The sequence below is a fragment of the Bifidobacterium sp. LH_730 genome, from assembly GCF_056355835.1.
Window position 1 is genome coordinate 54,161 of the sequence record NZ_JBKETB010000002.1, and the last position, 13,105, is coordinate 67,265.

Sequence of the window (13,105 nt, forward strand, 5' to 3'; positions counted from 1 at the left end):
TCCTTTCCTATAGTTCGGAGGATGTGAATATGGCGGCGCCGGTCAGGCCGATTGCCATCGGAGTGCCCAGCACGAAAGCGAGGATGATCGATGCTCCTTTGCCGACGTCGACGAGTCCGAACAAACAGCCGGCGAAGAAGGTCAGCAGAACAATGTCCACTAGTATCGCGAGTGCGTTGAGCGCGATCTTCCAGAACTTCATGTCGGATGACCTTTCTCATGATTCGACGTGGATGCGCATATGCGGGTGGCGCCACGCGTATTGCTGCATGTCGCGTATCGTCTGTTTGCCGGTGAGCATGTATTGGCCGTATTGGTCGCGGAGTTGCTGGTATGGGATGCGGTCGAGTTTCTGGAGGCAGCGGCGCAATAGTTCGCTGAATCGACGTGCGGTCATCCCGTTGATGCTGTCCCAGCCGTTGATGTGGAAGGATGGGGCTGATGTGTCTTCGATCATCTTGTAGACGCTGGCCCCGCATTGGAAGCGCAGGCCCTTGTCCCATCCGTCGGGCTCCTGGTCGCCGTCGAACCTGTAGTCGTAGCCGTAATAGTCGTGTTCACGGTCCTTGCACACGTAGTACAGGCAGTCCTCGGGTATGTCCTTGCGGTGGATGTACACGTCACTGCTCATCGTCAAGTTCCTCGATTCTCATGGTGATGCGGTGCCAGCCCTTGCGGGTTTTCTCCGGGTCGCGCCGGTAGTCGGGGCCGATCAGATGCCGGCTGTCGTCGTCGGGCCACCAGCCGGTCTCGGTCATCGCGTCCAATATGGCCTTGACCATGGGGGCCGCGTTCTCGGGGTCTGCCCGGTTGTTGGTCGGATAGGCGACATAGGCGGTCACATGGCAGCGGGTGAACGCGGGCCTGTCCATGCTGCGGCCTTCGGCCGTGCTGATGGCCTGTTTCGCGGAGCGGGCTATCAGCGTGGCGCGGGCTTTGACGGCGCTGGTGTGCGCGTATTTGACCCGCCAGTGGCCGCGTTTGTTCTGCGTCCACCATTCGTTGTCCGGGATCTCATAGCCGATGTTGATCACCATTGGTCCGCCTCCTTCTCTTCGGCTTCCTGTTCGCATTCGGGGCATGGGATGGGTCTCGCCGGGTAGAGTCTGCACCCATGCTTGGGGCAGACTGGCTCCACATCCCCTGGTTCTTCGCGCACCAGTGGGTTCACCATGCGCATCTGACCTCCACGTGGTATTCGCCGGGCTCCTCGCCCACGATGTCCCTGAACGCCTGATGCCGGTGTTGGAATGCCGCCGAGTCGACGCGGAACGATTCGATGCCGCCGTCGCGCGCCACTTCCATCTCACGTTCGGCCTCACTCCGGTCGCGGAACACGGTGGGCCAGTCCATCCATGTGCCGGGATGCTCGCTGATGGTCCGGGCGAGTTCGTACAGGCGTTCGTCCCACATGGCTAGAACTCCGGTTCGTTGATCGGCGGCTGTCCGAACGCGTTGCCGGCGCCTTGCGACGCGTCGGCCCACGGGTCCGCGACCGGCGGCTGAGCCTGCGACGCCTGCTGCTGCGCCCCGTAGTTCGGGGACGCCGCGAACGAGCCGGATACGCCAGGCACCTGCTGCGGCTGCTGGGGTTGCGCGCCTCCGAACGGGTTCGCGTCCGAGAAACCAGCGCCCTGGGCCTGACCGGGCTGGAAACCACCCTGCCCGGACTGTTGGCGCGCCACCTGAGCGGTCGCATATTTGAGGCTGGGGCCGATCTCGTCGACCTGCATCTCCATGACCGAACGGTTCGACCCGTCCTGCGCCTGATAGTTGCGCTGCTGCAAACGGCCCTGCGCGATCACACGCATGCCCTTCGTGAGACTGTTCGCGCAATGCGAGGCCATGTCACGCCATGCGGAGCAGCGCATGAACAACGCCTGCCCGTCCTCCCACTGGTTCGTGTTCCGGTTGAACGAGCGCGGCGTCGACGCGATCGTGAACGACGCGACCTGAGAGCCAGACTGGATCGTCCTAAATTCCGGGTCGGCAGTCAGATTACCCACGATCGTGATAACGGTGTCCCCTGCCATCACTTGTCTCCCTTCCTCTTGCGGTTCCATGTGACGTTGGCCCAACGCTGTTGGTCCTCTTTGCGGATGTCCTTCAACAGGTTGCTGGTCCTGTGGGCTTCGCGCGCCTTGCCCAGGCACATGAGCTCATGCGATTGCGCCTTGGGACAATCCCGCTTACGACAATCAGGGCATTCGCCGCCCATGATGCCTCCAATGCATCGCTGGCATGTGCAGCCGGCCCTACGGCTCCAGCTCATGCGACCGGCTCCAGACCATTCTTGAAATGCGATTTCATTTCCTGCTCGTTCATCGGATTGGAGACGGACTGCGCGCTGCCGACTATTCCGAAGGCCGTGAGCATCAGCCATTTGCCGTCGAGGGTCCGCAGGAACGTGCTGCCCGCATGGTTCCGGTACAGGTCCGGCTTGGTGGGAAGCTGAATCTCGTGTTCCTTCACGTCGAGGCGAATGAACGGGCCGAACGTGCGGACGCTGTGATGGTCGTCGTTCGGATAGTGCAGTGGAGTTCGCTTGACCCAAGTGCCGTTTAGGGCCTTAACGATGTACCATGCTCCGTCGGAGTTGACCCACACGCGGCCGCAACGATCCGTGTACAAGCCGGGCTCCGTGGGAACCTCGACATCGCTCTTCGGGATCGGCTTCGACTCGTAGACCATGACGTCTCTGACCTCCGGATCGCCCTTGGTGAGGTGCCCTTCGACGAACATCGTGATATTGTGTCCGTCCGGCATGGCAATGGAAAGAACGGAATCAATGTCGTGGATGTCGAACGCGACGGCTGTCAAATGCTTGACCAATGGGTCGAATTCATCTCCTAAAGAAGCTAGGCTTCCCGAGTAATGTCCTGGCTTGTTGCCATAGAATGATCCGAGCATGTCGAATTCGACCCACATGCCCGCCTTCGCATCCTTGAACGCCACTTGTTTGCCTGTCATTGCTGTTGCTCCTTGTGTTCGTCGGCCCTCTGCTGGGCCTGTTGTTGGATCTGCTTGTTGAGGTAGGCCATGACCTGTTCGGCCTGCACGTCGGTCAGGTCGCTGGCCTTGCCGATGGGACCGCACAAGGCAGTCAGGTACATGGCATGCGCGGTCTGCTGGTCGCCGACCCCCAGGGTCTTGAACATCGCGTTGATCGACTGCGCCTGCTGCGGCGTGCACGGCTGAGGTTGACGCGCCTGCTGCTGGGGCAGCCCGTCGGTGTCGTCGGCCGCCATGCACAACGCGCACTGCAACGAGTAGCGTCGCGCATAGCTGATGGCCGCACCCAACTGCTGCATCGGATTGCTGGCCTGCGAGGAACCGGAGAGGATGGGAACGGGGGCGAGCCAGTCGCTCCATTCGCCATCCTCCTTCGGCTTGTACCGGGTGACGACCTCGCGTCCGCCCTGCTCGTCGTGCTGGATGGTCTGTTCGATCAGGTATCCGTAGGCTTCGTCGACGGTCTTGATCGTGTCCGCGAGGCTCGCGTACTTATAGGAGTAGCGGCCCGCGTTCGCGGTCTTGGTTTTGCCTACTACCGGCGCCGCCATCAGAGTTCGCCCCCGTCCTCCAGGAGAAGGTTCGCCTCGGGCAGCGTGTTGCGCTGCCAGAGTTTCGATTCGGCCGTGCGGTCCATGACAATGCGCACCGTTGGCGCCGAACCCGTCGCAGGCTCCACACCGTCCGGCAGTTCGCCAGACTCCTTGACCAGCGAATCGAGGTACGTCTTCGACAATGCGGTCTCCTTGGGATAAGGGACCGGATACACGTCGTCGTCGCGCTTATGCTGGTACAGCCAGTTCGCGTAGGCGAGCTTGTCCTTGACCTTGTACCCGTTGCCGGCCGACCCTCGGGTCAGTTCCACGCGCCCCAACTGGGTCTCCACAGTCTCGCCCGGCTCCAGCTTCGATTCGAGCAGACGGTCGTACTGCTTCTCCAACATGCCGGCGCGGTTCTTGATGGCTCGCATCTGCGCCTTCTCCGACACCATCTCGCTGACGCTCTTATCAGAATCATCCAGTTCGATGATCTCGACCTGGCTCATAGTTCGCTCCTCCCCAAAAAATCCTCGATGGTCTTGTCGTTGTCCGGCCGCTCCCGCTGCGTCTCACGCAATCGGGCCAGCTCACGCCCCAATTCGGTCAACGTGACCTCCACCATGTCGAGCAGGTCATCGACCTCACCGGCCGCATACCATTCACGCCGGCCGAACAAGGCGGTCCGACCCGTGAACCTCACGGCCCGCACATCATTGGCCGTCAATAATCCAGTCATTTCAATTTCCCTTTGCTCACCCGTTCGAACCTTTCCGCCAACTCCGGGTCGCTCTCGGCGAGCGCGTCCCGGAACGACGGGTGCCGGCACCAGTTCACGTACAGCAGATCGAACTGTTCCGTCGTCACAGTTCCTCGTCCCACTTGGGGCAGATCACGTCCGCCCTCTCGTAGGCCTCGTTCGAAAACAGCACCTTGGTCTTGTTCTCCCTGCGGAACAGGTCGCCGTAGTCACGTCTCAACGTCTGCGCGCTGATGTTCAACCGGGCGCACGCGGTGCGGACCGGCCAGATCTCGAACGCGATTTTCGTGTCGCTCATCGGATGGCCTTCCCGTCGAACATGGCGTACAGCTCATACCTATCGTCGACCTTGCGGATCTCCGCATGGAAGCCGGACGCGCGTGGAATGCGTGACCCGTGCGAGACGGTCTCGTCTTTGAACGCGGTCCACACGCCGTGCGTGATCTGGTAGGCGTGTTGCTTGGCCTTCACGGGACTGTCCGTCCGTTCGACCAGCACCCATTTGCCAGGGTTGGCTCGGCATTGGTCGGCCTCGGCCTGATGCCGCAATTCCCGCACGGATTTCTGCTCGACCGGTTCGCCGGGCAGTTGCTCGTACTCGTACAACAATGAGGTTCCTCCCTCCATGACTTATGCCGTGTACACGGGTTCGTCGCCGTTCGCGTCCGTGACGGGCTTGTCCTTCAGCCCGGTGATGCGCGCGTACACTTCCCAGCCGTTGCCGGCCGGTTTCCTGCGCGTCGCCGTCTCGACCTTGAAGGACCTGAACGGCGAATTCCCGTTCTTCAGATAGTTCTGAAGGCTCTTTGCCTTCTTTTGGTCCGGTTTGAAGTCGACCAACGCCCACTGGTTCATGTGCGCCGGCTGGCTCATCAACTTCGCGGCCTCGGCCCATTTGCTTCCCTTTTTCCTGCTTGGCGTCAGATTCGGGGGAAGCTGGTCAACGAAGCGAATCTTCATCATCGACATCGAAGCCCCCCCCCCAATCAGTTGCCGTCCGTCAGACGAAAGCCGGTCCACACGCTTTCCATGAGCGGCCGATCCGACTCCCGGTACACGCACATCCTGTCGTTGACCATGGGCTCGCAGCCGTGGGCCTCCACATACGCCTTGCGCACCGCCACGCCGAACCTGAGCGCCGTCTTGCGCATCGGCTCCACGCCCTTGGAACGCATGAAATCCGACAGTGTGAGCTTCGGGTTCACGCCCGCGGCGGGCTTCGGCTCGAACTCGTCGGCGATGATCCTGCGCGCCTTGGCCTGCAACTCGTTCAACGGGAGCAGGCCGACGGCGGCGCGCAACAGGCGCATGCTCTCGACCGGTGTTAGACTGTTCACGAAAGGTTTCCTTTCACTCAAAGCCCGCTTCGATTTGCTAGGTCCGCAAGCGGGCTGCTTGCTTATTGGGACGTGGACCGCACCCGAATCGAACGGGTGTGACGGCGAACGGTCCATTACGGAAGGCCGTTCGACGCCGGCATGCCATGCGTCGGCCCCAAGGACCAGTCCCACACAAAACAACCCGTCCAAGCCATAAGGAGTCAATGGCTTGACTGGTTTCATGGGATCGGCCCGGTTCAGTTATCACGAGGGTTTTCAAGCCTTTTCCTTGGCAATCCCACCGGTTCTCGGATATGAGTGACACAAGGGATAGAGGAAGTGGCTTTCCACCCGTTGTTGGGTTGGTTAGCCATCCGGGGACCCGTGGGATCTGCCCCTCCCGGACCGTCCGACGCTCGCACCACGGGGTGCGGGCCACCGGCCAGTCCAGGAGGGGAAGCATTGACATGGCTTTATGCCGCGGTCGTGGTTTCCATGACCGCATCGGTGCGCCGAACTTTGGCGACCTCGCCCGGCTGGAAGCCGAACGCCTTGCACAAGCCCACGAGCATCGTGGTCGTCGCCACGCCGGTGCGCCGCGCACGGGTCAGCACATCCTTGCTGACGCCGATGGCGCCGGCGAACGCGTCATCGGTCTTGAGTCCGCTCATCCGCTTCGCGCGGTCGAGGAACCCGTCGTTGAACATGAGCTGATAGTCAACGGCCATCAGAATCGGCCTCCATATAAAGTGTTCATTGCGTTTTTCTACCTATGGGAAGGAGGTGAATATGTGGGAAATCCATTACAACGGAGAGGTGTTCGGCCCTTTGAACGATGACGAGTACGACAAGCTGCGGACTGCCATGCGTGACATCGCCGTCAAAGGATCAGGATGCGTCTACTGGCCGCGTGAAAGCGTAGCCACCGCTCCCATCGTCAGCCCCAGCGGCGTAGTTGAACTGCTGTGGACTCCCGGCACTCCCATCAGTTTCAAGCGAGTCTGACCGGCTGGTCTTCTGCGAGGCGTCAGGTTTCTTCATAGGGTCTGACGCCTCTTGCTTGTCTTTCATCGATTCGGCTTTGTCGGCAAGCAACACGATTTTCTCCGCGATCTGTCTCGCCTGTTCCGGCGTCATCGCACTCGTGTAGATCTTTGCAAACACCGTGCAATCTTCGTTAACCCAGCCATGGAATATGGTCTCTGGTCTTGCCGGGATGTCTACGGAGACCTCTTCCGCCGTCTCATCGACACTCGTCATCTCTCCCCTCCTTTCGTTTTTTGCTACCCGCAAGATTTATCTTGCGTTCTGCAATACATTAAATAGCATCATGCGAGATTTGTCAACACGAATGCAAAACACGGCGTGTTGCATTCTTTGAAAAAATATTGCATAATGCAAAACATGAATATTGAAACTTGGTATAAAGAGACAGTCGGCAACGACTCACAGAACATGGTAGCCGCCAACTCAGGCATAGTTCCATCTTCCTTATATAGGCAGTTGCCAGACAGGCTCTCCCCCCAAACGGTGGTGAAGATAGCCCACGCCTACGGCGTCTCGGCAATTAACGGACTTGTCGCATTGGGTTTGCTGTCCGATGAAGACATAAGTGAACTAGTGGCGTCCGACTCACTGCGTGACGCGACCGACCAGCAGTTGATCGACGAGCTGGCGCGCCGCATCGACGACTATCACGCGCACGACATCCGCAACAGCGTGTTCGACCAGCCAGTGCCGGGCAAGGACGAGGCCGCGAACGCCGCAGACCTGATGAGCGACGTGCGCGCCGACGACTTCGGCATACTCGCCGCGAACGACGACCCCAATAAGAACGTCGAGAAAACGGAGCCCGAGCTTGGAGCCTGAACGGGTTCTCCCCATCACCGGGGACATGACTTACGGAGACATGCGGCGCGCGGTCGACCACACGCCCGTCACCGTGTTCAGCACGCCACTGCCCGGCAACCTCATGGGTTTGTACAAAGAGTCCACGCAGACCATAGCCATCGACCTGAACCTCACGTACACGCAGAAACGCTGCACCCTCACGCACGAACTATGGCACTGGCATTACGGGGACCTAGGCTGCACCACCAAGGACCGCAAGACGGAAATGCGAGCGCGCAGGAAGACCGCGCTCCTGTTGATAGACCCCGTGGAATACGCGACCGTCGAACAAATGTTCGAAGGCGAGCCGACGCGCATGGCCCTGGAACTGAACGTGACCATGCAAGTGCTATCCGACTACCGGAACATGCTGCACGAGGGGGTAGTGGTCGCGGGATAATTGTTCCCATCTCACATCAGGGAAGAGGAGAATGATGACAGACCAATCGTCCCAGCCGGAGCCGATGCCCGGACAGCCGCAGGATCAGCAGGCCGCAACACCGCAACCACCATACACTCCGGCACCGCAGTATGGTGCGTTCGCCCCACAGGAGAACATGCCTGACGGCAGCGGGCAGCAACAATCATCCGAAGATCAGCAGGGACAACAACAGCCCGGACAAGAGCCGGCGAAGAGCAAGCCCGGTATCAAGCGCATCGCCATCGCGGCAATTGCCTTTGTTGCCGCACTGTGCGTCGGAGTGGCGTCTGGATATTATCTGCGCCAGCCAGAGGTGGATAATCTTGCGCAGAAGTTGAAGGACACCGAGAAAACATTGTCCGCCACCAGTGACGAATTGACCGAGAAAAGCAACGAGCTCCAGCAAAGCCAGGAAGAGAAGGCGCAGATCCAGCAAGATTCGAACAACGGAGGTTCCGACACGCTTGGCTCTGGTTCCGGTTCGAATGGTTCCAGCGATACCCAATCGCGTGCGACTGGCATGGAGACGACCACGATCAACGGAGGCCTCGCGATCACCTTGCACTCCATCGAGGAGCCGGCGTCCGTGCCGCAGGAATGGAACGGTCCCCAGACTCCGCTCACGCCACAGGCCAACGCGAAGTTCTTCGCCGCGCACGTGACCGTGAAGAACGACACCACCGGCCCCATAGACATCACATGCAGTTATCCGCTCGAAATCCGAGCCGTCAATTCGAAAGGCCAAACATATACGCCCATAGACGACCTGTTCAAGATCCCGGGCAATCCGATGTGCAACGACCAGTTGCAGCCGGGCATGACCTCGGAGGTCGACTACGTGTTCGAGATGCCGAACGACACCAAGGTCGTCGGCATCGTATGGCGTGACGTGACCGATCTGAGCGCGAACAACGAGTACTCAGCATTCAAATTCTGATGCGATTCGACCATCCGAGACCCCTCCCCGCGAGGGGTCTTTTATTATCCCCTATTATCCGAGTCCGGGGCAGTTGTCCCGTCTTTTCGAGCTAAGGCGTTTCCCATCCGATGCCTTGCATAGGCGCATCCACTTCTCATCGACCGCACTCCTCGGCACGCCATCGACCGGAGGAACGTACGGTCTCATCGGGCTCACGGCATCGCCCGTCCGCCTCGCGCGCAAGCATCCGGTCATGCGTTCACCAGACCAACGGCAGTCCGAGGCATTCACGCGCCCATTTCTCGACCTGACGGTTCTCCTCGTCGTCGCCGATCAGAAGCAGGTATCCGGCGTTCTTGCCCAATGAGGCGGGCGTGAGCTGCTTGATGAGGCCTTGTTCCTTGAGGAAACGCCATGCGTTGGATATGCGTTTCTTGGCGGTCGCCTCGCGCGATGCCATATACCGTTCCGCATCGTCGGACATGGCCTGTTCCGGAGTCAGAAGAATCATGGAATGATCCTCGGCGATACTGCGCCATCCGAGCGCATAGTAGCGGCACGGCTTGCCCAATCCTTTGAGCTTGGCCGTCGGAGGCCAGTCGTAGGTGGAGAAGCACATGTCGAGCAACACCATTGAGGCGGTCATGTCGAGGGCGATGTTGTCCCCGCGTTTCTTGGAGAGCCGCCCGGATGCCATGAGACGGTATGCCGCTTCGGCGTTCCTGTATCCCAATGCTTCCATCTCTTTCCCTCCATGCGCGTATGATTGTGCATGGAGATGTGTTTCGCGCATATTCCATTCAGCTCCGAACCCTGCCCGGTTCGGAGCTTTTTCTTACCGTCAATATACCACACCATAGAGGCATTGCAATACCACAACAGGAGGTATTTTGCTGCCAAATAGAGTGGCATCATAATACCCCGTATACAATATGTACAAGTTATACAGGCTAATACAAGCAGGTCTGGAGAATACGGCGGCTTCGCCTCGACTGATTTTCTCGGCTCACATAATCTTTGACCATGCCGACCACGTCCTCGTTGACCCGCATGATATGCGGGTCGGCCTCCATGCCGGCGATGGTCTTCCACCGGCAGTCCTTGCCGCCCACGGTGAACGAATCGTCATTCCACGCCTCGGGTTTCACGGTCACGTCGGCGACCCACAGCCTGTACACGTAGTCGCGCAGCGCCCCACCATGCGACAGCGACGGCTTCGCATGCTCCTTCTCGCCGACGTAGGCGAGCGAGAAGTCACATTCCGGGATGCAGAACGCATCGGACAGCCATGACTTCAGCACGGGCTGCTCCATGCGGACGGCGCCATTGCTATCGTGGTTCGGGAAGAAATCGCAGTCCCATCGCACGTCATGGTAGAGCAGGTAGCGCGACCGGTCCCCAGGATCGCGCACGGCGACGATGGAGCTATGCTTCGCGCTCCCGCCCATTGCATTCATGGTCTTCATCCTATTGCTCCTTCCAGCCGATGCCCTTGAGGTTCAACCCGGCCTCCAGCTTCTCCATCGCGGCCAATCGCTCCATGTCGCCGGCCTTGCGATAATGCTGGGTCATCGCCACGTTGGAGTGGCGCACTATCTCCTGTATCAACTGCATGTCAACGCCCTGCGCGGCCAGCAAGGTGACGACGCTGTTGCGCGTCTCGTGCCCCGTGTGCGTCTCCGGATCAATGCCAGATTCGCGCATCAGCCTGTTGAAGTCGTCGGTGTCCTCCTTGTTGAGGATGGGGGTGCCGTCGTCGTGTCGGAACAACAGTCCGTGCGGGTCGGGCACGCCGCGCATGTCCTTGATGTAGTCCTTGAGCACGGTGGCAAGCATGGGGATGATGGGCACCCGGTCGCCGGTGTGGGACTTGGGCGTCACGAGGCACATGCTGCCCTCGACGGGGATGAAGTCGGTTCCCTTCGGCATCCTCCATTTGGCTTTGGGACAGTTGCCGGGCTTGCGTTTGCCGCACGAAGGACGTCCCATTTCGGCACCCGTGCACCCATGTTCGCGTGGCACGGGCTGCAGCTGCCAGTTGACCGCGTATTCGCCGACCAGCACCTTCGTCTCCATGTTCTCGGTCACGTCCGTCATTATCGTGCCGACCCGTTCCACCCCGTCGTCGTCGACGAATCTGACCTCGGTGGGTTTCCTCACGGTGCGCGGCACCATGGTCGTCGCGTCGAACAAGCGAAGGTCCTCGCGGCGCGCGCCCAGTATCTCCCCCTGGCGCATGCCGGTCAGCAGACGGAACCACATGCGCGTCCCGTCCCTCAATCCCCATCGGGCGGCGGTGGCGAGCATGGCGTTCATCTCCGGCACCGTGAACGCGCGCCGCTCGTTGCGCGCCTCGCGGGCGATCACGTCGCGGCTCACACCCAGTTCCAATCCCTCGGCAGGGTTGCGGTCCAACCGTCCTTCCTTGACGGCGAGCGCGAATATCTGGTTGAGCGTGGAGCATAGTTTGCGCCGCAGGCTGGACCCGGCGTCGCCATCGCGGCGTCCACGCTGGTCGTGGGAGGACATGTCGTTGACGATCCGTTGCAATCCGGACGGGGTGAACTGGATCAACGGGGTCGCCAGATGGTCCTTCAAATGGCGGCGGACCAGTGACTCGTATCCCTCGTAGGTCTTGAACTTGACCTGTTCGCGTTTCAGGGACAGCCACGATTCCGTCATCTCGCCCAACGTGGTGCGCGCGTCCAGCGCATGCCCGTATTTGATGATCTGCCGTTCGTATTCCCGGGCCTTTCGTTGGCATTCGGTCTTCGATTTGCTGGTGAACGTCTTGTATTTGGTGCGCCCGTTCGGATACCTGCCGGCCACGATGTCGGTCCGGTAGTACAGGTCGCCGCCGATGGTGACCTCGTATGGTTCGCGAACGCCTTTCATATGACGACCAGTGGACATCGCTACCCTTTCCTCGGCGCGGGCGCCGACTTCAACTTATGTATTACTCGCGGTTGAGATATCGCCTGCATATCCAAGGGATATAGTAACAATCCAATGCCCCGGAACCGTTGGAAACACTTGGTTTCCATGCCGTCGGCCAGTGTTCTCTAGGGCTAAGGATAACATGCTTGACACGCCGTTCGTGAGGATTGTGGTTCAGAAGGTCGCGAGTTCGAGCCTCGTCGTCCACCCCACAGCCCTCTTCGGAGGGCTTTTTTGTTATCGCCGTCATCGGCGGCACCGACCCTTGGAGGACCCATGCTGAGCTTTGAGAACGACTATTCGCGCACCGCGCATCCCGCGGTGGTCCAGGCCATCGCCGACGCGGGCGAGGAACTCTATCCCGGATACGGCTCCGACGCGGCGTGCGAGCGCGCCAAGTCGCTGATCCGCTCCGCCTGCGGACTGCCGGACGACTCCCCCGTGTGGTTCCTCGTCGGCGGCACGCAGACCAACCAGACCGTCATCGACGCGATCACCCCGGCGTGGGCGGGCGTCGTGGCCGTCGAATCCGGGCATCCCAATGTGCACGAGGCCGGCGCCATCGAATATTCCGGTCACAAGGTGCTCACGATCCCCCATCACAACGGACTCATGGATCCGGCCGAGCTCGACGCCTTCTGCAGGACCTTCTATGCCGACGGCAACTACGAGCATATGGTCTTCCCGGGCTGCGTCTACGTGTCGCAGGCCAGCGAATACGGCACTTTGTATACCAAGGAGCGCCTGGCCGCCATCGCCGAGGTGGCGCATCGATATGACATGCCGCTGTTCGTCGACGGCGCGCGCCTGGGATACGCGCTGACGGCCACCGGCAATGACCTGAACCTGAAGGACCTCGCGTCGATCGCCGACGCCTTCTATATCGGCGGCACCAAGCAGGGCGCGCTCTTCGGCGAGGCCGTCGTGTTCCCGGACCCGGCGAAGGCCCCGAATCACTTCCTCACGCAGATCAAGCAGCACGGCGCGCTGCTGGCCAAAGGATTCCTGCTGGGATTGCAGTTCGAGGCGCTGTTCACCGACGATCTCTATTGCTCGATCGCGCGTCGTGCGAACGTGGCCGCCGACCGCATCCGCGAGGCTCTGGTCGCCAAGGGATACGAGCTGACCTTCGAGGCGCCGACCAACCAGATCTTCGTCACGCTGGACAAGCCGACCATCGCGCGCCTGAGCGAGCATGTGCGGCTCGGCTTCACGGAGAAGTTCGACGAGACGCATGATGTGATGCGCATCTGCACTAGCTGGGCCACCACCGATCGGGAAGTGGACGAGCTGATCGCGCTGCTGTAGTCG

Annotated in this window: 24 protein-coding genes; 4 read left to right on the plus strand and 20 right to left on the minus strand. The window is 60.4% G+C overall.

All coding sequences use genetic code 11. The annotated features are described in order from the left end of the window. Positions 1–7: 7 nt before the first annotated feature. From AC1AUD_RS02930 to AC1AUD_RS03010, 17 genes are all read right to left on the minus strand, one after another. Positions 8–202: a hypothetical protein gene (locus AC1AUD_RS02930; protein ID WP_476571927.1), complete on the minus strand. Its 195-nt coding sequence runs from the start codon at positions 200–202 to the stop codon at positions 8–10. A 15-nt stretch (positions 203–217) separates the two neighbouring features. Next, positions 218–631 carry a hypothetical protein gene (locus AC1AUD_RS02935; RefSeq protein ID WP_476571928.1) on the minus strand — a complete coding sequence of 138 codons (414 nt, stop codon included), beginning with the start codon at positions 629–631 and terminating at the stop codon, positions 218–220. Next, positions 621–1,037 (minus strand): hypothetical protein, encoded by a 417-nt coding sequence (locus AC1AUD_RS02940; protein WP_476571930.1) that lies wholly within the window; start codon positions 1,035–1,037, stop codon positions 621–623. The genes AC1AUD_RS02935 and AC1AUD_RS02940 overlap by 11 nt, the downstream gene beginning before the upstream one ends. Before the next feature lie 130 nt (positions 1,038–1,167). Further along, a complete protein-coding gene (locus AC1AUD_RS02945) occupies positions 1,168–1,413 on the minus strand; it encodes a hypothetical protein (RefSeq protein ID WP_476571932.1) in 246 nt (81 codons plus the stop codon). 2 nt (positions 1,414–1,415) lie between these two features. After that, positions 1,416–2,033 (minus strand): single-stranded DNA-binding protein, encoded by a 618-nt coding sequence (locus AC1AUD_RS02950; protein WP_476571934.1) that lies wholly within the window; start codon positions 2,031–2,033, stop codon positions 1,416–1,418. After that, entirely contained in the window at positions 2,033–2,218 is a 186-nt protein-coding gene (locus AC1AUD_RS02955; RefSeq protein ID WP_476571936.1) for a hypothetical protein, read from the minus strand. The genes AC1AUD_RS02950 and AC1AUD_RS02955 overlap by 1 nt, the downstream gene beginning before the upstream one ends. 50 nt (positions 2,219–2,268) lie before the next feature. After that, a complete protein-coding gene (locus tag AC1AUD_RS02960; RefSeq protein WP_476571937.1) occupies positions 2,269–2,970 on the minus strand; it encodes a hypothetical protein in 702 nt (233 codons plus the stop codon). Further along, on the minus strand, positions 2,967–3,563 hold the full coding sequence (locus AC1AUD_RS02965) for an ERF family protein (RefSeq protein ID WP_476571939.1): 597 nt from the start codon (positions 3,561–3,563) through the stop codon (positions 2,967–2,969). Before AC1AUD_RS02965 ends, AC1AUD_RS02960 begins: the two co-directional genes overlap by 4 nt. Continuing rightward, entirely contained in the window at positions 3,563–4,057 is a 495-nt protein-coding gene (locus AC1AUD_RS02970; RefSeq protein WP_476571941.1) for a hypothetical protein, read from the minus strand. Before AC1AUD_RS02970 ends, AC1AUD_RS02965 begins: the two co-directional genes overlap by 1 nt. Beyond that, complete coding sequence (locus AC1AUD_RS02975) at positions 4,054–4,287, minus strand: DivIVA domain-containing protein (RefSeq protein ID WP_476571943.1); 234 nt, start codon at positions 4,285–4,287, stop codon at positions 4,054–4,056. The genes AC1AUD_RS02970 and AC1AUD_RS02975 overlap by 4 nt, the downstream gene beginning before the upstream one ends. Then, a complete protein-coding gene (locus tag AC1AUD_RS02980) occupies positions 4,284–4,415 on the minus strand; it encodes a hypothetical protein (RefSeq protein WP_476571944.1) in 132 nt (43 codons plus the stop codon). Before AC1AUD_RS02980 ends, AC1AUD_RS02975 begins: the two co-directional genes overlap by 4 nt. Beyond that, the gene (locus AC1AUD_RS02985) at positions 4,412–4,606 is read right to left on the minus strand and encodes a hypothetical protein (protein ID WP_476571946.1); all 195 of its coding nucleotides are present in this window, start codon (positions 4,604–4,606) and stop codon (positions 4,412–4,414) included. The genes AC1AUD_RS02980 and AC1AUD_RS02985 overlap by 4 nt, the downstream gene beginning before the upstream one ends. Further along, complete coding sequence (locus AC1AUD_RS02990; RefSeq protein WP_476571948.1) at positions 4,603–4,917, minus strand: hypothetical protein; 315 nt, start codon at positions 4,915–4,917, stop codon at positions 4,603–4,605. The genes AC1AUD_RS02985 and AC1AUD_RS02990 overlap by 4 nt, the downstream gene beginning before the upstream one ends. A 21-nt stretch (positions 4,918–4,938) precedes the next feature. Then, entirely contained in the window at positions 4,939–5,277 is a 339-nt protein-coding gene (locus AC1AUD_RS02995) for a hypothetical protein (protein WP_476571950.1), read from the minus strand. Positions 5,278–5,294: 17 nt separating this feature from the next. Further along, positions 5,295–5,645: a hypothetical protein gene (locus AC1AUD_RS03000; RefSeq protein WP_476571952.1), complete on the minus strand. Its 351-nt coding sequence runs from the start codon at positions 5,643–5,645 to the stop codon at positions 5,295–5,297. 455 nt (positions 5,646–6,100) lie between these two features. After that, the gene (locus AC1AUD_RS03005; RefSeq protein ID WP_476571954.1) at positions 6,101–6,355 is read right to left on the minus strand and encodes a hypothetical protein; all 255 of its coding nucleotides are present in this window, start codon (positions 6,353–6,355) and stop codon (positions 6,101–6,103) included. 160 nt (positions 6,356–6,515) lie between these two features. Continuing rightward, positions 6,516–6,887: a hypothetical protein gene (locus AC1AUD_RS03010; RefSeq protein WP_476571956.1), complete on the minus strand. Its 372-nt coding sequence runs from the start codon at positions 6,885–6,887 to the stop codon at positions 6,516–6,518. A 360-nt stretch (positions 6,888–7,247) separates the two neighbouring features. Here AC1AUD_RS03010 and AC1AUD_RS03015 point away from each other — a divergent pair, with 360 nt between their 5' ends. From AC1AUD_RS03015 to AC1AUD_RS03025, 3 genes are all read left to right on the plus strand, one after another. Beyond that, positions 7,248–7,496: a hypothetical protein gene (locus AC1AUD_RS03015; protein ID WP_476571958.1), complete on the plus strand. Its 249-nt coding sequence runs from the start codon at positions 7,248–7,250 to the stop codon at positions 7,494–7,496. Between the two features lie 25 nt (positions 7,497–7,521). Further along, complete coding sequence (locus tag AC1AUD_RS03020) at positions 7,522–7,917, plus strand: ImmA/IrrE family metallo-endopeptidase (RefSeq protein ID WP_476571961.1); 396 nt, start codon at positions 7,522–7,524, stop codon at positions 7,915–7,917. 157 nt (positions 7,918–8,074) lie between these two features. After that, positions 8,075–8,875, plus strand: a complete 801-nt coding sequence (locus tag AC1AUD_RS03025) for a hypothetical protein (protein ID WP_476571963.1) — start codon at positions 8,075–8,077, stop codon at positions 8,873–8,875. 241 nt (positions 8,876–9,116) lie between these two features. Here the strand turns inward: AC1AUD_RS03025 and AC1AUD_RS03030 are convergent, their stop codons facing one another. The 3 genes from AC1AUD_RS03030 to AC1AUD_RS03040 form a co-directional block, all read right to left on the minus strand. Beyond that, on the minus strand, positions 9,117–9,599 hold the full coding sequence (locus AC1AUD_RS03030) for a hypothetical protein (RefSeq protein ID WP_476571965.1): 483 nt from the start codon (positions 9,597–9,599) through the stop codon (positions 9,117–9,119). A 208-nt stretch (positions 9,600–9,807) separates the two neighbouring features. Then, positions 9,808–10,323 carry a hypothetical protein gene (locus AC1AUD_RS03035; RefSeq protein WP_476571967.1) on the minus strand — a complete coding sequence of 172 codons (516 nt, stop codon included), beginning with the start codon at positions 10,321–10,323 and terminating at the stop codon, positions 9,808–9,810. Between the two features lies 1 nt (position 10,324). Beyond that, a complete protein-coding gene (locus tag AC1AUD_RS03040; RefSeq protein WP_476571969.1) occupies positions 10,325–11,752 on the minus strand; it encodes a tyrosine-type recombinase/integrase in 1,428 nt (475 codons plus the stop codon). 318 nt (positions 11,753–12,070) lie between these two features. On the opposite strand from AC1AUD_RS03040, the gene AC1AUD_RS03045 reads away from it, so the two are divergent. Next, positions 12,071–13,102 carry a threonine aldolase family protein gene (locus AC1AUD_RS03045; RefSeq protein WP_476571971.1) on the plus strand — a complete coding sequence of 344 codons (1,032 nt, stop codon included), beginning with the start codon at positions 12,071–12,073 and terminating at the stop codon, positions 13,100–13,102. Positions 13,103–13,105 lie beyond the last annotated feature (3 nt).